We start from the raw sequence: 14,930 nt of genomic DNA, 5'->3' as shown, positions 1-14,930 counted from the left end.
GTGCACGCTCGGCAGGTTGGGCGCATCATGACGCATGCCCGACCTGCTTGCCCGCGCGACACGCGCCATCGAAGAAAGCCGCGCTCTCCGAGAGCGGCACAGGCATGTCATCGGTCACTACAATGAAACCGTCAAGGATTTGCGGGTGGCCATCATGGAGAGTGCCATGCTGCGCTCCGAGATCAAGGCGCGCCGGGATAACGAGGAATCGTAACTCCGGTCTTTTCGCAGAAGCAGGCAACCGTTCCCTCTCCGGAACGTTGAATCGTTTGCCAGGCAACGAGGCCAGGCATCGATCCACCACGTCAGAACGCAACGGCGCGCTCGGCTCAGCACCAGGGAGACGCCTGATGACGACGCGACATCGCCGCAAGCCTGTCGACACACTGGAAGCGCGGCTCGCCGCCGAGGCGGAGCGGCTGCGCGAACAGGCGAGCTTGCTTCCGCCCGGCGCGGTGCGCGACGAGATCTTGCGCAAGGCGCGCCAGGCGGAAACGGGGTCTCAGATGAGCGAGTGGCTGAGGTCGCCGGGCCTGCAGCCGCCGAGCTAGGTCGACGGCGCCCGGCGGTGCCTGTCGTCAGCGCCGCTTCGCGGCTTTGCTTCGCCGGTTGTAGGGCGAGCGGTTGGCAGGCCGCAGCGAAATCCCTTCGCGTTGCGCCTTGCTGCGGATGGCCGCGACAGGGCGCTGCAGCTTGATGCTCATCACGCCGGTCGGCGTGTTGCCTTTCGCGAGCTGCTTCAGCTTGCTCACATCCGACGCTGTCCACAGCTCGCGCGCGCGGCGCTTGTAGGCGGGATTTGCCTTGCGCGGGCCTTTGCGGCCGATCGGCGAGCCCGGTCGTTTCCATGCTGCTTTTGCCATGATGATCCTCCTTCAAGTCGTCCTTGAACATACGAATCAGCATTTCGGTTCCGGCGCAGTCCGGATCGATCGGTCCTGCGTTGTGCTTTGCGCAAAATCGCGCAGCGTTAACTTATTGAAATGCTGGAACCGGCCGTTGCGACGGAAGCTACAATCGTTGCCGGGCTGAGCCGCCTCAACCGGCAAGCGACTTGAGTGACAAGAGAACTCGGGCCCCGGCGCCCGATCCCCCGCCGGGGCCTATTTCCCTACAACCGTATTTTCCGCGAAAGTGAAATGACCGCCAAACGTAACCGCAGGAAACAGACCCAAACGCTTCAGGAGCGGCTGGCCGCCTTTGCAGAAAGCGCCCGCGAGCGCGCGCTCAGCATGCCGCCGGGCAGGGAACGCGAGATGCTGCTGCGCCGCGCCAAGCAGAACGAAGTGACCTTGAACCTCACGGATTGGCTGAGCGCACCCGTCGCTCCAAGGCGAGGACAATCATAGTGGCAAGCATCAAGCATTACCGCGCGTTCCAGATCGATCCGGACGGGCACGTGTTCGGATGCATCAACCTGGTCTGCGACGACGACGAGCAGGCCAAGCGCGAAGCCGCCTCGCTCGTCCTGGTGCATCGCATCGAGCTGTGGCGGCTCGATCAACGGATCGCCAAATTCGATGCGCCGCAGGAGCTTGCTCGCCGGTAAAGTGTTGGGAACCGCACGCTGGGCGCCGGGTTGGTCGGAGGACACCGACTTCGCCAGGAGCCAGCATGACGGATGCCGACATTCGCAAGGGGATGCCGCCCGTCAAGCTGTCGCGCGAGGAGTTCGAGCGACGCTACAGGCGTCAGTTCGTCGATCCCGCCTTTGCTCCGCTCGGCCGTGAGCTCGATGCCATCATCGCGGCGGCCTGGGACGCCTACAGCCATTCGCGCAAGGCACCATTGACGCGGAAGGCCGGCGCAGGCTTCGCCGACCCCGACTACGATCTCGCCGTCGACTGGCTCGATGCCCGCGCAAAAATCCTGGAGGCGCAGCGGCGCCACGATGATGCCGACGCGACGCCTCGCATCCTGATCATCAACGGCTCGGCCCGCAGCGAGCACACCTGTCCCGGCGAGATGTCCAAGACCTGGCGGCTGGTCGAGCTGGCCGAGCTCGTCTTCATCGAGATGGGATTTGCCGTCGACATCCTCGATCTGTCGCGCCTCGCCTCCGAATTCGGCAAGACCATTCATCCCTGCAAGTCCTGCGTCGGCACCGCCATGCCGCTGTGCCACTGGCCGTGCAGCTGCTATCCGAACTATTCCCTGGGCCAGACTCAGGACTGGATGAACGAGATCTATCCGTTCTGGGTTGCGGCGCACGGCATTCTGATCTTGACCCCCGTGAACTGGTATCACGTGCCCGCCGGGCTCAAGGCGATGATGGACCGCATGGTCTGCGCCGACGGCGGCAATCCCGACCCGACCTCGACCCACGGCAAGAACGCCGCGGAAGCCAAGGCCATCGAGCTGAAGGGCTGGCCGTATCCGCGCCATCTCGCCGGCCGCCATTTCGGCGTCGTCGTTCACGGCGATGCGGTCGGCGCCGAGGGCGTGCGCCGGACCTTGTCCGACTGGCTGACCGACATGCAGCTGATCTCGGCGGGCCGCTACGCCGAACTCGACGGCTATGTCGGCTACGGGGAGCCATACGCCACATCGCATCGCGAGCTCGACGAGGACCACGAATTCCAGCAGGGGGTGCAGAATGCGGCGCGCGCGCTCGGCAACGCGGTCCGGCTGGCGCGGAGCGGGCACCTCGAGGAGCCCGGCGCCGCTCTTGCGGACCCGAACCCGAAATGACCGGCGCGCAGCTTGAATGCCTGATCGTCGGAGGCGGCCCGGCCGGACTGATGGCCGCGATCTATCTGGCGCGCTTTCGCCGCCGCGTCTGCGTCGTGGACGCCGGCGCGAGCCGGGCGGCGCTGATCCCGCGCAGCCACAATGTCCCGGGCTTCGTCCACGGCCTGTCCGGCACCGAGCTGATCGAGCGCATGTCAGCCCAGCTGAACGAGCTCGCCGTCACACGCGTGGAGGCCGAGGTCAACGCGTTGCAGCGTCACGAACATGGCTTTGAAGCGAGCTGGAATGGCCGCACGCATGCGGCCGCCACCGTCATTCTCGCCTGCGGGATCGTCGACACGCATCCGCCGTTCGACCATTGGCGCGCCGCCGTCGCCGATGGCCTGTTGCGCTACTGCCCGGTCTGCGACGCCTTCGAGGCGACCGGCCGCCGCATCGGCGTCATCGGCCCGCTCGCACGCGCTGAGGGCAAGGCGCTGTTCCTGCGCGGCTATTCGCGCGACGTGACGCTGCTCGCGACCGGACCGGATGACGATCGGTCGGCAACGTCACGGCTGGCCGAGGCCGGCGTCGAGGTCGTCTTCGCGCCCGATCTGCGTTTGCGGCGAACAGGCGAGGGCGTCGAAGCCGTCTTCGCCGACGGCCATACGGCGCAGTTCGAGATGGTCTATCCCGCGATGGGTGCGCAGGTGCGCTCGCAGCTCGCGATGGCGCTTGGCGCCGACCATACCGGGGAGGGTTATCTAGAGGTCGACGATCATCAGCGCACGTCGATCACCGGACTCTACGGCATCGGCGACGTCGTCACCGACCTGCACCAGATATCGGTCGCGTTCGGCCATGCCGCCATCGCCGCCTGCACGATCCACAACAGCCTGCCGCCGCGGTTTGCGTGACGGGAACGAAGCGCGGGCTGCCGTCTTGACTGGACGGACCCGCGAAGGAAGAGCCCATGCTGGAAGAGAAGCTCAAGGAAGCGATCATCGGCGAGTTGCAGCGCCAGGCCGCCGACCGGCCGCAATCGCTGAAGGTCCAGGGCGCGGCAGACGCGAAGGGCTCGGAGGAGCTGACCGTGAATGGCAAGATCGACCTTGGCGCGCTGGTCATGGTGATCGCGGGATCGGTCGCGGGCGGGCCTTAAACCCGGTCTTCCGGAGCTCTCGCGATCCGGGCGGAGCGTCGCACCGATTGTGGCGGCTGACCGAAGGCCCGGATGAAGGCCCTTCGCATCCGCTCGGGGTCGCGAAAGCCGGTGGTTCGCGCGACGCGCTCGATCGTCTCGCCGGAGGACTGCACCCGCTCCCGCGCCACCTCGACGCGCAAGCGTTCGACCGCCTTTGTCGGCGTGGATCCTGTTTCGGCAGTGAAGGAGCGGACGAAATGCCTTGAGCTCAGCCCTGCCCGCTCGGCGAGCGCCTCGACCGTGAGAGACGCATCCAGATTCTCGCGCACCCACGACAACAGGCTGCCGAAGCGCCCGTTCGGCGTCTTCAGCTCGAGAAGACTCGAGAACTGCGATTGGCCGCCGCTGCGGCGATGGTAGAGCACGAGCTGGCGGGCGGTTGCCTGCGAAATCTCCTCGCCATGGTCCTCCGCGATCATGGCGAGCGCCAGATCGATCCCGGCCGTGATTCCTGCCGAAGTCCATACGCCGCCATCGCGCGTGAAGATCTGGTCCGGTTCGAGCCTGACCTTCGGATAGCGCCCGATGAAGTCGCGGGTACAGGACCAATGCGTGGTTGCGCAGCGACCATCGAGGACGCCGGCCTCGGCGAGCAGATAGGCGCCGGAGCAAACGCTGGCCATGCGCACGCCGCGGCGCGCCAGTCTCTGAATGAAGGAGATCGTGGTGTTGCAACGCGCGGCAGCTTCGACGCCCTCTCCACCAGCCACGAAAAGAGTCGTAACGGAGCTCGCCGATCGCAGGCTGCGCGCCAGCATCTCGGTGCCAGACGAACTGCGCACCGCCCCGGCCTTCGCCGCAACGTTGATCACCCGCGGTGCATTCTGCGTGTGACGTCTTGCGATCTCGAACACCGAGATCGGCCCGGCCGCATCCAGCAGCTGGAATTCGGGAAAGATCAGGAAGCCGATCATGGACGCGTCCAAAAATGAGGGAATTACGCCGTTTCCGACCACAAGGCCAACATGGCAGGCTGACGTCGTCAAGCGCGATGTCGAGGTTGGATATGTCGGGTCCGTTGCAGATCGGCCTTCTGGTGTTTCCCCGCGTTACACAGCTCGATCTCACCGGTCCTGCCCAGGTCTTCTCCAGCCTGCCTGACGTCATGGTGCATCTGATCTGGAAATGCATCGAGCCCGTACCGAGCGATTCCGTGATCGCGTTGACGCCGACCATCACATTCGCTGATTGCCCGCAACTCGACGTGATCTGCGTCCCCGGCGGCTATGGCACCGACGAGCTGATGCTGGATGAGGAGGTGCTTGCCTTTCTGCGTCGGCAGGCGCGCGGCGCGAAATACGTCACGTCGGTCTGCACCGGTTCGCTCGTACTCGGCGCAGCCGGTCTGCTGAAAGGCTATCGCGCGGCCACGCATTGGACGGCGACCGATGCCTTGCCGTTTTTCGGAGCTGAGGTGTCGCGGGAGAGGGTGTGCATCGACCGCAACCGCATCACCGGCGGCGGCATAACCGCCGGCATCGACTTTGCACTCACGCTGGTCTCTATGTTGAGAGGCCGCACGGCAGCGGAAATGGTCCAGCTCCGCATGGAATACAATCCCGCGCCCCCATTCAATGCCGGCTCGCCGGACACGGCACCGGCGGCGATCCTGGCCGCCATGAAGGAGCGGGTTGCGCCGGCGCAGGCGCGTCGACTGGAACTCGTCAGGAAAGTTGTTCACCGGGAAGGATAGCCCGGCGATTTCAGGGCAGTCATCGCCGGCAGTCCTCGCGGGCAGAGTGGAGGGGAAGATGGTGGATCGCGCAGGCGCGTCGAAGTCATGGTCTATCCGGGTTCGCCGGTCGGCCTTTGGCCTCATCCTGACGCTCGGGGCGGTCGCTTACGCCGAACGGAGTCAGGCCGGCGATTTTTCCGGCGATGTGATCCGCATCGGCATCATCAACGACCAGGCGGGACCCTTGTCGGACCTTGCCGGACCAGGCTCTGTTGTCGCCGCGAAGATGGCGGTCGAGGATTTTCAGAAGGCCACGCCTGGGCTCAAGGTCGACATTGTCGTCGCCGATCATCAGAACAAGCCGGACATCGGTGCCCAGATCGTCCGCAAATGGTTCGACGTCGACGGCATCGACATGGTGGCCGATGTCGGAAATTCTGCCGTCGCGCTCGCCATCCAGTCGATCGCACGCGACAAGAACAGGATCGTTATCTACTCTGCGGTCGGAACCACCGAAATCGGCGGCAGGCAATGTTCGCCCGCCGGTCTGATGTGGTTGCACGACAATTACAATCTGGTCGCCGGCTCGGTCCGCAGGCTGGTATCGCAAGGATATGACAGCTGGTTCTTCATCGCGTCCGACTACGCGTTCGGACGCAACATGGTCGAAGTGTCACAGCGCGTGCTCGCGGCGAGCGGCGCCAAGTCGCTCGGCGCAGTCTTTCATCCGCTGGGAAATGCCGATTACAGCTCGTTCTTGCTCCAGGCCCAGGCCTCAAAGGCCAAGGTGATCGCGTTCGCCAATGCCGGCGAACAGCTCGTGACCTCGATGAAGCAATGGAATGAGTTCGGTATGAATACGGGGCCCCAGAAGGCGGTCGCCGAACTCATGTTCCTGACCGATGTTCACGCCATGGGTCCTGAAACCGCCAAGGGCCTTACCACGGTCACCGCTTGGTACTGGGCTCTCAACGAAGCGACACGGGCATTCGCCCGGAGGTTCTACAAGCTTCACAACGCCATGCCGACCGCACCACAAGCCGCCGTCTATTCGGCCGTCCTGCAATATCTGAGGGCCGCGGCTGCCGCGGGCACAGATGAAACCAATGCCGTCCTGGAGAAGATGCGGTCAATGCCCGTAGACGATTTCTATGCACCGGGCGCGCGGCTGCGCGCCGACAACAAGCTGGTGCATGATTTCTATCTCGTCGAGGTCAAGAAGCCTGCGGACGTGAAAGCCCCCTGGGACTACTACAGCGTGGTCGAGACGATCCCTGCCGAGGAAGCGTATCTTCCGCTGAGCCAAAGCGAATGCCCGCTGCTGAAGACCTCGCAAAACTAACCCACTGCGCCGCGCAGGCCTTGTGCTGCCCTGACGCGCCGCCTCAGCCATACTCATCGCCGATGCCGTATTCCCGGTAGATCTCCAACGGGTCGAGCTCGGGAAACAGGCGGCATTTGGCCTGGGCAAGGTGCAGGCTCACCGCTGCCGGCTCCTTGCCGTTCGCGAGCAGCTTGCGGATGTCGTCCATATGCGCGTTCGGCTGGTGCTTCGGCTCGAGCTGCTCCAGCGCGACCAGGGCGGTCGCGAGTGCCTCGGTCAGAACCCAGTCGTCGTGGCCCGTGATTCCCTTCTTCGGCATCGGAAGAACCCCACATCTGGCGGCGGTCGCAGCTTACCGCGCCTTCGGCCAAATCGCCATTGAGCCGTTGCGGGCCCTTCGCGCGCGCGAGGCCAGGGGCCAAGCCCCGGCTTGCCTTATGGCCGCCTCAGGCTAAAAGGCGGCTGGTTGCGGGGGCGGCAGTATCTTTGTTGAAACAAACTTGGCGTAGACGGGCCGTGTCCAGGCTCGCCGTTCCGGTCTGGGTCCCGATCCCGCACTTCGCAACATCGTAGAGTTGCGCCCCCCTCAAGGTTCGAGCCAGCATGGTCTTCCTCAGCTTCGTCTATCGCTTCCTCACCAATTTCGCCTTCATGGCTGTGGTCTATTTCAGCCTGAACTTCATGGAGAAGTATCCGAACCGGGCGATCCTGGCGATCCTGGTGCTGGTCTATGCCGCCATGCGCGCGGCCTCGACGCTGCGGGCGTTCTACTTCTTCCAGAAGATCGAGAAGCTCGAGGCCGAGACCAAGCGCCTTCAGGCTCCGATCAACGACGGTTCGGGCGGCACCAGCGCGCGCAAGCAGGTGATCGCCGACGTCGCGCGGCTAAGGCGGGACGGCGAGCTCAAGTCCTACATGGACCTGTTCTTCCTGGCGCTGATCGTGCTGCTCTGCGTCGCCGCGATCATGCGGCAATAGCGCTAAGCGCGCTTTTTCAGGCTGGCGACGCGGGTCGGACGGGGCGCTGCGCTCTTGGAAGCGGCGCCCTTGGATGCGGTGTTCTTGGGTACGATGTCGACGGGCTGCGCGGCATGATCCGCTGCCGCCGGCGCCGCTTGGGCGGTCCGCCGCCCCTGCAACTTGGCCGTCTTGCCCTTCGCAGCTCTGCCCTGTGCAGCCTTGTCCTTGGCCGGATGGGGCCTCTCCGCCGCCATGGCAAGCCGGGTCGCGGCGCGCCGCGACAACGTCGTCGACAGCAGCACCTCGACCGAGCCTTCCGGAATCGCGAACAGATCGCGGCCGGGCACGGGCAGGGTGGATGCGAGGTCCATCTGGCCCTTGCTCCGGCGCGGCAGCAGCGACTGGTGCTCGGCCTGCGCATTGAGGTCGGCGAGCGCGGGTGCCGGCAGCGTCTTGGTCTGCGTGAACACGAAATGCGGCACGCGCGGCCAGCGCGCGATCGGCGTCGTCTCCGATGGCGGATGCAGCAGCCATTCGACCTGCGTGGTCGGCGTCGCCGGCCGCTCGGCGGTGGCGGGCACCACATGCACGATGCGATAGCCGCGCGCCTTGAGGTCGCGGATGATCTTGGGCAGCGCCGCCACCGTGCGGGCCTGAATGTCATGCAGCAGCAGGATGCCCTTACCCTTGGCCTCCAGCCGCTGGATGGCGAGCTGGTAGACGCGGTCGGACGACACGTGCCGCCAGTCATCCGCCGGGAAGTCGGCGCTCCAGACCTGGATGCCGCGCGAGATCAGATGGTTCTCGACGCCCTCGGCGCGCATCAGGCCGGGAATGCGGAAGAACGGGGCGAGCTGCGAGGGATCGGTCATCGCGGCCGCGGTCCATTCGATGCCGCCATTGATCTCCGCCTCGGCCTTCTCGATCGGCATCCGGTCGAAGGTCAGGGGATGGTCCATGCTGTGCGTGCCGACGGTGTGGCCCGCCGCCACCAGCTTGCGCACGCCGTCCGGATTGGCCTTGGCCTGGTTGCCGACGATGAAGAAGGTCGCCTTGATGCATTCGTCGGCGAGGATCTTGAGCACCTGGTTGGAATATTTCGGGATCGGACCGTCGTCGAAGGTCAGGACGACCTCATGGTCCTTCAGCGGCAGCGTCTCGCGGTACTGCATGGTGCCGATCAGCGGATGCTCGCGCGGATCGACAACGAGGGTGCGGGAGGTGCCGAGGGCGTCGGGGTGGCCGGGACAGTCGGCCGCAAGCGCAGCCGGCGAACCGACGGTGAGTATTCCCAGACAAAGGACGATCCACGATCGCGTCCGCAAAACAACGCTACTTCCGATCATGAACCTCGTCTGCCCCCATGCAATTGGCGCCTAGATAGGTCGGAGATGGCTCAAAACGGTTCAGCCGTAGCCGCCCTCATCTTTGCACGCCGTAGCATGAACAGAGTGTTAATTGCCCCCAAATCACCCCATTTTGCCCCGGCGTGACATTCCGGCATCAGCGCGTTTCGGCGCTTTTCTGTGATGTGCCAGCCGGTACGATGTGGACCACCCGATAGCCGTTCTCCCTCAGATACCGCAGAAACGCCGGCATCATTGCGGCCGTGCGCGCCTTGTTGTCGTGGAAGAGGATGATGCCCTTGCCGCTCGCGGCGAGGCGATCGGTGACGAGCTTCAATTGCTGCTCCGGCGTCATCTCCTCCCAGTCGCTGGCCCATAGATCGGCCCCGAACACAATGATGCCCCGCGACTGGAGCAGGTCGAGCTGTGCTTGTGTCGACTCGAAATAGGGGAAGCGGAAGAACGGCGTCGAAGGTGTCGTCGTCGAGGTTCCGTGCAGCGCCATTTCGTCCGCGGCAATGCCCCGGTCGATGTCGGCCATGGCCTTCTCGAACGGAATGTGCCCCATGAACGGATGCGAGAAGGAGTGATGGCCGACGGTGTGGCCCTCGCGGGCGATGCGCTTGACCATGTCGGGATGCTCGGAGGCGTGCTGGCCGATCAGGAAAAAGGTCGCGCGCACGCATTCCCGTTCCAGCGCCGCCAGCACCTTCGACGTGGTCGGCGGGTTCGGCCCGTCGTCGAAGGTCAGCACGACCTCGCGATCGGCCAGCGGCAGCGTCTGCGGAAAGCTCTTCACGCCAACGCGCGGGTAGGTCTTGGGATCGACCCTGAGGACGCGCGAGGTGCCGAGTGCGTCCTTGCGCGGGCATTCGGCGGCCTCCGTCTCGGCGGTGCCGATGACGGTCGCGGCAGTGCCGATGACGGTCGCGGCGAGCGCGCCCGTCATGGTCGAGGTCCACCTCAGTCGCAGCATCTTTGTCATTGCGCTCGGCTTTGCGTTGTGGGTATTGCCTGAACCCTCAGCTCATACCACCCGTTCCAACCTGTCAAACGGCGAGGCGCGCCATGGATGAACATATGGACGTTGCCCCATCCGCTGCGGATTCGGTACTCGACCACGTGCCGATGCGCAATGAAGACGGCGAAATTCGTCACGAATTCGTCGAGGAAATTGCCCATGCGATCGAGGCCGGGGACAGTGCTGCGCTGCGTGCCTGCGTCGCGGAGCTGCACGAGGCCGATCTCGGCGATCTGATCGGCGCCCTCGAGCCCGACGACCGCGTCCGCCTGGTCGAGCTCACCGGCCGTGATTTCGACTTCTCGGCGCTGAACGAGGTCGATGAGACCGTGCGCGAGGAGATCCTCGAGGAGCTGCCGCCGGAGACGGTTGCCGAGGGCGTCCGCGAGCTCGAATCCGACGATGCGGTCGAGCTCTTGGAAACCCTCGACGCCGAGGAGCAGGAGGAGATCCTGGAGAAGCTGCCGCTCAAGGAGCGCGTCGCGCTCGAGCGCAGCCTGCTGTATCCGGAAAACTCCGCCGGCCGCCGCATGCAAACGGAGTTCATCGCCGTGCCCCAGGATTTCACGGTGGGCCAGGCGATCGACTACATGCGCGAGACGCCGGATCTGCCCGACCGCTTCTACGAGATCTACGTCGTCGACAAGGAGCAGCACTGGCAGGGCGCGGTGCCGCTCGACGTGCTCCTGCGCACGCGCCGGCCGGTGGCGCTGACCGAGCTCACCGACGAGGACCGCCGCCGCGTCTCCGTCCTGGAGGACCAGGAGGAGGTGGCGCGCATGTTCGGCAAGTACAATCTCGTCGCCGCACCCGTGCTCGACACCCAGGACCGCCTCGTCGGTGTCATCACCGTCGACGACGTCGTCGACGTCATCGAGGAAGAGGCCGACGAGGACCTCAAGGCGCTCGGTGGCGTCACCAGCGACGAAGAGCTGTCGGATACCTTCCTCACCATCGCCCGCGGCCGTTTCAACTGGCTGCTGGTGAACCTCGCCACCGCGTTTCTGGCGTCCTCCGTGCTCGGCCTGTTCGAGGGGCAGCTGGAGAAGATGGTCGCGCTCGCGGTGCTGGCGCCGATCGTGGCGAGCCAGGGCGGCAATGCCGCCACCCAGACCATGACGGTGGCGGTGCGGGCGCTGGCGACGCGCGAGCTCGGCTCCTCCAACGCCTGGCGCGTGGTGATGCGCGAGGCCCTGGTCGGCCTCGTCAACGGCCTCGCCTTCGCCGTGATCACGGGCATCGCGGCGGTGGCCTGGTTCAAGATCCCGGGCCTCGGCATCGTCATCGGGCTCGCCATCATCTGCAACCTCGTCGCCGGCGCGCTCGGTGGCATCTTGATCCCGATGGCGCTGGATCGCGTGCGGGCCGACCCGGCGGTGGCGTCGGGCACCTTCGTCACCACTGTGACCGACGTCGTCGGCTTCTTCTCCTTCCTCGGAATTGCGACGCTCTGGTTCGGGTTGAAGTAGCGACGGCGCACGTTCTCTCCACGTCATTGCGAGCGTAGCGAAGCAATCCAGATTCCCTCCGCGGAAAGATCCTGGATTGCTTCGTCGCAAGAGCTCCTCGCAATGACGGGGGGAGGCGGCGGGGGGCACCCCTAACCCTCGTGCCCCGAGTGCGCTGCGTTTTTAATCCGACTTTAAGCGACCTGCCGCATCATCGCCTCTGCTTGGGGGAATGGGCATGCGGTTGCGGCTTAAGGCGGACGGACGGATCGTCGAATTGCGGGATGGGCAGGAATTTCCGGTCCAGCCGCGTTCGGTTGAGCCGAAGGCCCATGCGGCGCCCGGCGATACCGGCCCACTCGCAGTGCGCGATCTGCGCCGGCGCGCCTGCCTGACCCAGATGGAGTTCGCCGCCAAGCTCGGCGTTCCCGTCGAGACCATCCGCAACTGGGAGCAGGGCAAGCGCGCCCCGCGCGGCCCGGCCCGCGCGCTGCTCGCGGTGATCGCGCATGCGCCCGACACCGTGTTCCAGGCGCTCGCCAAGGCGTGACATCAAGGCGTGACATCAAGGCGTGAAGCCTCGTGCGAACCTCCTGTTAGCATTGCCCTGAATATCCGTCCCGATAGCACTGACGTCCGTTGGCAACCAACACGGACGAGGTCCATAATGTCGACCGGGGCTGCCGCAACGGAAGAGGATTCCTCATGCTGTTCGTCGAGGCCAATGGCGCAAGGATTCCGGCGATCGGGCTCGGGACCTGGGAGCTGGAAGGGCGCACCTGCGCGCGCGTGGTCGAGCAGGCGCTACGGCTCGGCTATCGCCATATCGACACCGCCCAGGTGTACGAGAATGAGCGCGAGGTCGGCGACGGCTTGCGAGCCTCCGGCGTGCGCCGCGACGACGTCTTCCTCACGACCAAGGTCTGGACCAACCATTTCGCGCCCTATGATCTCGAGCGCTCGGTCAAGGAGAGCCTCGCCCGCCTGCGGCTTCCCTCGGTCGATCTGTTGCTGTTGCACTGGCCCAATCCCCACGTGCCGCTGGCGGAGACGCTGGGCGCGCTGTCGCATGCGAAGACGATGGGCCTGACCCGCCACATCGGCGTCTCCAATTTCACCGTGGCGTTGATCGAGCAGGCGGTCGCGCTGTCGGCGGAGCCGCTGGTCTGCAACCAGGTCGAATATCACCCCTATCTCGACCAGGCGAAGGTGAGGGCGGCCTGCGGCCGGCATGGCCTTGCCCTCGTCGCCTACAGCCCGATCGCCAAGGGCCGCATCAAGTCCGATCAGACGCTGGCCGAGATCGGTCGCGTCCACCGCAAGACGCCGGCGCAGGTCTGCCTGCGCTGGCTGGTGCAACAGAATGTCGCTGCGATCCCGCGCACCTCGCGCATCGAGCGCCTGTCGGAAAACCTCGAGATCTTCGATCTCGAGCTGTCGGAAGATGAGATGAGCCGGATCGCCGCGCTCGCCCATCCGAGGGGACGCCTGACCGACTTTGGCTTTGCCCCGAAATGGGATTGAGAGGGACCCGGGGTATGCTAGGACCACGGCGGCAACCCCAGATCGGTCGATGGAACTGCGGAAGATCATACGGACGGACATTGCGGCGTCGGCAATCGCCCATCTGACGCTGGTGGCGCTGATCATCGTGATCAGCGAGGTCCGTCCGTTTCACAGCCGGCCGCCCGAGACTGTCACGGTCGACATCGTCACGCCGGAGCAGGTGAAGCATGAGGAAGCCAAGGCCGAGGAGAAGAAGGAAGAGGCGAAGCCGCCGGAGCCGCTTCCCGATCTGAAGCTGCCGAAGCCGGACGTCACCGACAAGGCCGAGGCATCGAAGCCCGCGGCCAAGCCGCAGGCGGCAGCACCATCACAGCAGGCCTCGCCCGAGCCGCAGCAGAATCAGCCGCAACCCTCGCAGGCCGCGAAGCAGCGTGAGGCCAACGCGCCGCCGCCGCAGACGGCGCCGCAGCCGGCCTATCAGGCCCCGCAGCCGGACGTCACCATCAAGTACGGGGTCATGCTGGGCCTGCCGCCCGAATTGCCGGTCGAGCCGAAAGGCGCCAGGGACGACGGCGGCGATGCCAACGATTCAATCGCTGCAAAGCTTCCATCCGAGGTCATCGCGGAGCTTCGCCGTCATTTACGTACCTGCGCCAAGCTGCCGGCCGGGGTCGCACCGACCGACAACGTCCGTGTCAAGCTGCGCACCGTGTTCGCCACCGACGGCACGCTGGCGCGCGAGCCCATCCTGATCGCGGCGCCGCCGTCCGCGAAGGGCGTGGCCATCGTCAAGTCCGCGACGAGCGCGCTGCAGAACTGCCAGCCCTACAAGATGCTGCCGGCCAATTTGTACGAGGAATGGAAGGTGCTGGACCTGCCGTTCAGCCCGCGGGATTTTGGCGGGTAGCTCGTAGTCTCGTAGTTGCCTCCGAGCAATCCGTGTGGCGCTGGGTCCCGGCTCTGCGAAGCAGCGCTTCGCGCTGCATCGCGTCCGGGACAAGAGAGATCAATGCCCGCGCTTCATTCCCTCGTCACCATTCACCACCTCCGGTGCCATCGCGGCCCAGGCGCTGGACGCGAACTGCCGTCGCCAGGTCACGACCACCACAGCTGCCGTGGTCACGAACAGCACCCAGGGACTGACGAACCAGCCGAGATAGCCGAGCGCGAAGAAGAAGGCGCGCTGGCCGCGGTTGAAATGCCGGCCGGCGGATTCGAACAGGCGCGAGGTGCGGATGACGTGGGCTTCGGCCTCAGGCGTGTCGCGCTGCGAGGCCGGCGGCATGCCGCCGAACAGAATCGCGACATAGTTGAACAGGCGATAGGCCCAGGCGAATTTGAAGAAGGCGTAGACGCAGATCAGCACGAGGCCGACGCATTTCAGCTCCCACATCGCCGGCGAGGTGCTGAGGTCCATCGGCAGCTTGCTCAGGATCGTGATGGCGTCGTTGGTGGCGTGCAGCAGCGCCAGCGCGCCGCCGAGCGCGAACAGGCTGGTGGAGGCGAAGAAGGCGGTGCCGTTCTGCAGCGAGGCCATGATCTGCATGTCGACCATCCGCGTGTCGCGGTCGAGCAGCCGGCGCACCCAGACCTCGCGATAGCGGTTCATGCGCGCCGACAGGCTGTTGCGGGCATAGGCCGAGTGCTCCAGCGTCAGGGCATAGGCCAGCCATTCGATGATGAAGAAGCCGACGGCGGTAATGTCGACCCAATGCCTGCTCATGTCCGTCTCCTGGCAAGGATCGCAACGATTGCCACGCATGACGGGACGCAGCA

General features: G+C 65.4%; 20 protein-coding genes. 14 read left to right on the top strand and 6 right to left on the bottom strand.

Translation table 11 applies throughout. The features are described 5' to 3' along the window. The first annotated feature begins 34 nt into the window (after positions 1-34). Positions 35-214, top strand: coding sequence for a hypothetical protein (locus XI05_RS04825; protein WP_271499134.1), 180 nt, complete (start codon positions 35-37; stop codon positions 212-214). A 136-nt stretch (positions 215-350) separates the two neighbouring features. Next, positions 351-551, top strand: coding sequence for a hypothetical protein (locus tag XI05_RS04820; protein ID WP_271499132.1), 201 nt, complete (start codon positions 351-353; stop codon positions 549-551). 27 nt (positions 552-578) lie between these two features. On the opposite strand, the gene XI05_RS04815 is transcribed toward XI05_RS04820, so the two are convergent. Next, positions 579-863: a hypothetical protein gene (locus tag XI05_RS04815; protein ID WP_271499130.1), complete on the bottom strand. Its 285-nt coding sequence runs from the start codon at positions 861-863 to the stop codon at positions 579-581. Between the two features lie 276 nt (positions 864-1,139). Here XI05_RS04815 and XI05_RS04810 point away from each other — a divergent pair, with 276 nt between their 5' ends. The 5 genes from XI05_RS04810 (at position 1,140) to XI05_RS04790 (ending at position 3,832) form a co-directional block, all read left to right on the top strand. Then, positions 1,140-1,349, top strand: a complete 210-nt coding sequence (locus XI05_RS04810) for a hypothetical protein (protein WP_271499230.1) — start codon at positions 1,140-1,142, stop codon at positions 1,347-1,349. After that, entirely contained in the window at positions 1,349-1,549 is a 201-nt protein-coding gene (locus XI05_RS04805; RefSeq protein WP_212255037.1) for a hypothetical protein, read from the top strand. The genes XI05_RS04810 and XI05_RS04805 overlap by 1 nt, the downstream gene beginning before the upstream one ends. Before the next feature lie 65 nt (positions 1,550-1,614). Continuing rightward, positions 1,615-2,691: a flavodoxin family protein gene (locus XI05_RS04800; RefSeq protein ID WP_271499127.1), complete on the top strand. Its 1,077-nt coding sequence runs from the start codon at positions 1,615-1,617 to the stop codon at positions 2,689-2,691. Beyond that, positions 2,688-3,587, top strand: a complete 900-nt coding sequence (locus XI05_RS04795) for an NAD(P)/FAD-dependent oxidoreductase (RefSeq protein WP_271499124.1) — start codon at positions 2,688-2,690, stop codon at positions 3,585-3,587. The genes XI05_RS04800 and XI05_RS04795 overlap by 4 nt, the downstream gene beginning before the upstream one ends. 56 nt (positions 3,588-3,643) lie before the next feature. Further along, positions 3,644-3,832 carry a hypothetical protein gene (locus XI05_RS04790; RefSeq protein ID WP_271499120.1) on the top strand — a complete coding sequence of 63 codons (189 nt, stop codon included), beginning with the start codon at positions 3,644-3,646 and terminating at the stop codon, positions 3,830-3,832. On the opposite strand, the gene XI05_RS04785 is transcribed toward XI05_RS04790, so the two are convergent. After that, entirely contained in the window at positions 3,829-4,788 is a 960-nt protein-coding gene (locus XI05_RS04785; protein ID WP_271499117.1) for a GlxA family transcriptional regulator, read from the bottom strand. The two genes, XI05_RS04790 and XI05_RS04785, sit on opposite strands and share 4 nt — an antisense overlap. A gap of 92 nt (positions 4,789-4,880) precedes the next feature. On the opposite strand from XI05_RS04785, the gene XI05_RS04780 reads away from it, so the two are divergent. Further along, on the top strand, positions 4,881-5,567 hold the full coding sequence (locus XI05_RS04780) for a DJ-1/PfpI family protein (protein ID WP_271499228.1): 687 nt from the start codon (positions 4,881-4,883) through the stop codon (positions 5,565-5,567). Further along, positions 5,548-6,891, top strand: coding sequence for an ABC transporter substrate-binding protein (locus tag XI05_RS04775; RefSeq protein WP_271499115.1), 1,344 nt, complete (start codon positions 5,548-5,550; stop codon positions 6,889-6,891). The genes XI05_RS04780 and XI05_RS04775 overlap by 20 nt, the downstream gene beginning before the upstream one ends. 43 nt (positions 6,892-6,934) lie before the next feature. Here XI05_RS04775 and XI05_RS04770 read toward each other — a convergent pair whose 3' ends face one another. Next, positions 6,935-7,192: a hypothetical protein gene (locus XI05_RS04770; RefSeq protein WP_172783329.1), complete on the bottom strand. Its 258-nt coding sequence runs from the start codon at positions 7,190-7,192 to the stop codon at positions 6,935-6,937. Positions 7,193-7,476: 284 nt separating this feature from the next. On the opposite strand from XI05_RS04770, the gene XI05_RS04765 reads away from it, so the two are divergent. Further along, entirely contained in the window at positions 7,477-7,851 is a 375-nt protein-coding gene (locus tag XI05_RS04765) for a hypothetical protein (RefSeq protein WP_172783330.1), read from the top strand. 2 nt (positions 7,852-7,853) lie between these two features. On the opposite strand, the gene XI05_RS04760 is transcribed toward XI05_RS04765, so the two are convergent. Both XI05_RS04760 and XI05_RS04755 read right to left on the bottom strand, forming a co-directional pair. After that, the gene (locus tag XI05_RS04760; RefSeq protein ID WP_271499113.1) at positions 7,854-9,179 is read right to left on the bottom strand and encodes a polysaccharide deacetylase family protein; all 1,326 of its coding nucleotides are present in this window, start codon (positions 9,177-9,179) and stop codon (positions 7,854-7,856) included. Positions 9,180-9,336: 157 nt separating this feature from the next. Further along, complete coding sequence (locus XI05_RS04755) at positions 9,337-10,164, bottom strand: polysaccharide deacetylase family protein (RefSeq protein ID WP_271499111.1); 828 nt, start codon at positions 10,162-10,164, stop codon at positions 9,337-9,339. Between the two features lie 83 nt (positions 10,165-10,247). Here XI05_RS04755 and mgtE point away from each other — a divergent pair, with 83 nt between their 5' ends. The 4 genes from mgtE (at position 10,248) to XI05_RS04735 (ending at position 14,061) form a co-directional block, all read left to right on the top strand. Then, positions 10,248-11,669: a magnesium transporter gene (mgtE, locus tag XI05_RS04750; RefSeq protein ID WP_271499108.1), complete on the top strand. Its 1,422-nt coding sequence runs from the start codon at positions 10,248-10,250 to the stop codon at positions 11,667-11,669. A gap of 211 nt (positions 11,670-11,880) precedes the next feature. Beyond that, positions 11,881-12,198, top strand: a complete 318-nt coding sequence (locus tag XI05_RS04745; protein WP_271499105.1) for a helix-turn-helix domain-containing protein — start codon at positions 11,881-11,883, stop codon at positions 12,196-12,198. Between the two features lie 155 nt (positions 12,199-12,353). Continuing rightward, positions 12,354-13,172 (top strand): aldo/keto reductase, encoded by an 819-nt coding sequence (locus tag XI05_RS04740; protein ID WP_271499102.1) that lies wholly within the window; start codon positions 12,354-12,356, stop codon positions 13,170-13,172. A gap of 49 nt (positions 13,173-13,221) precedes the next feature. After that, entirely contained in the window at positions 13,222-14,061 is an 840-nt protein-coding gene (locus tag XI05_RS04735; RefSeq protein WP_271499100.1) for a hypothetical protein, read from the top strand. 99 nt (positions 14,062-14,160) lie between these two features. Here the strand turns inward: XI05_RS04735 and XI05_RS04730 are convergent, their stop codons facing one another. Further along, entirely contained in the window at positions 14,161-14,877 is a 717-nt protein-coding gene (locus XI05_RS04730; RefSeq protein WP_271499098.1) for a DUF599 domain-containing protein, read from the bottom strand. Between the last annotated feature and the right edge of the window lie 53 nt (positions 14,878-14,930).

Origin of the sequence: Bradyrhizobium sp. CCBAU 11357, from assembly GCF_028128865.1 — a bacterium.
Taxonomy (GTDB): Bacteria; Pseudomonadota; Alphaproteobacteria; order Rhizobiales; family Xanthobacteraceae; genus Bradyrhizobium.
The sequence above is the reverse complement of the archived record's forward strand: the minus strand, read 5'-3'. Positions and strand labels throughout refer to the sequence as shown.

What these genes read in the sequence shown, in the direction of transcription:
- XI05_RS04745 (WP_271499105.1), top strand. Translation starts at nt 11,881, where the DNA reads ATGGGCATGCGGTTGCGGCTTAAGGCGGACGGACGGATCGTCGAATTG.
- XI05_RS04740 (WP_271499102.1), top strand. Translation starts at nt 12,354, where the DNA reads ATGCTGTTCGTCGAGGCCAATGGCGCAAGGATTCCGGCGATCGGGCTC.
- XI05_RS04800 (WP_271499127.1), top strand. Translation starts at nt 1,615, where the DNA reads ATGACGGATGCCGACATTCGCAAGGGGATGCCGCCCGTCAAGCTGTCG.
- XI05_RS04790 (WP_271499120.1), top strand. Translation starts at nt 3,644, where the DNA reads ATGCTGGAAGAGAAGCTCAAGGAAGCGATCATCGGCGAGTTGCAGCGC.
- XI05_RS04810 (WP_271499230.1), top strand. Translation starts at nt 1,140, where the DNA reads ATGACCGCCAAACGTAACCGCAGGAAACAGACCCAAACGCTTCAGGAG.
- XI05_RS04735 (WP_271499100.1), top strand. Translation starts at nt 13,222, where the DNA reads ATGGAACTGCGGAAGATCATACGGACGGACATTGCGGCGTCGGCAATC.
- XI05_RS04820 (WP_271499132.1), top strand. Translation starts at nt 351, where the DNA reads ATGACGACGCGACATCGCCGCAAGCCTGTCGACACACTGGAAGCGCGG.
- XI05_RS04825 (WP_271499134.1), top strand. Translation starts at nt 35, where the DNA reads ATGCCCGACCTGCTTGCCCGCGCGACACGCGCCATCGAAGAAAGCCGC.
- XI05_RS04815 (WP_271499130.1), bottom strand. Translation starts at nt 863, where the DNA reads ATGGCAAAAGCAGCATGGAAACGACCGGGCTCGCCGATCGGCCGCAAA.
- XI05_RS04765 (WP_172783330.1), top strand. Translation starts at nt 7,477, where the DNA reads ATGGTCTTCCTCAGCTTCGTCTATCGCTTCCTCACCAATTTCGCCTTC.
- XI05_RS04760 (WP_271499113.1), bottom strand. Translation starts at nt 9,179, where the DNA reads ATGATCGGAAGTAGCGTTGTTTTGCGGACGCGATCGTGGATCGTCCTT.
- XI05_RS04730 (WP_271499098.1), bottom strand. Translation starts at nt 14,877, where the DNA reads ATGAGCAGGCATTGGGTCGACATTACCGCCGTCGGCTTCTTCATCATC.
- mgtE (WP_271499108.1), top strand. Translation starts at nt 10,248, where the DNA reads ATGGATGAACATATGGACGTTGCCCCATCCGCTGCGGATTCGGTACTC.
- XI05_RS04785 (WP_271499117.1), bottom strand. Translation starts at nt 4,788, where the DNA reads ATGATCGGCTTCCTGATCTTTCCCGAATTCCAGCTGCTGGATGCGGCC.
- XI05_RS04795 (WP_271499124.1), top strand. Translation starts at nt 2,688, where the DNA reads ATGACCGGCGCGCAGCTTGAATGCCTGATCGTCGGAGGCGGCCCGGCC.
- XI05_RS04770 (WP_172783329.1), bottom strand. Translation starts at nt 7,192, where the DNA reads ATGCCGAAGAAGGGAATCACGGGCCACGACGACTGGGTTCTGACCGAG.
- XI05_RS04755 (WP_271499111.1), bottom strand. Translation starts at nt 10,164, where the DNA reads ATGACAAAGATGCTGCGACTGAGGTGGACCTCGACCATGACGGGCGCG.
- XI05_RS04780 (WP_271499228.1), top strand. Translation starts at nt 4,881, where the DNA reads ATGTCGGGTCCGTTGCAGATCGGCCTTCTGGTGTTTCCCCGCGTTACA.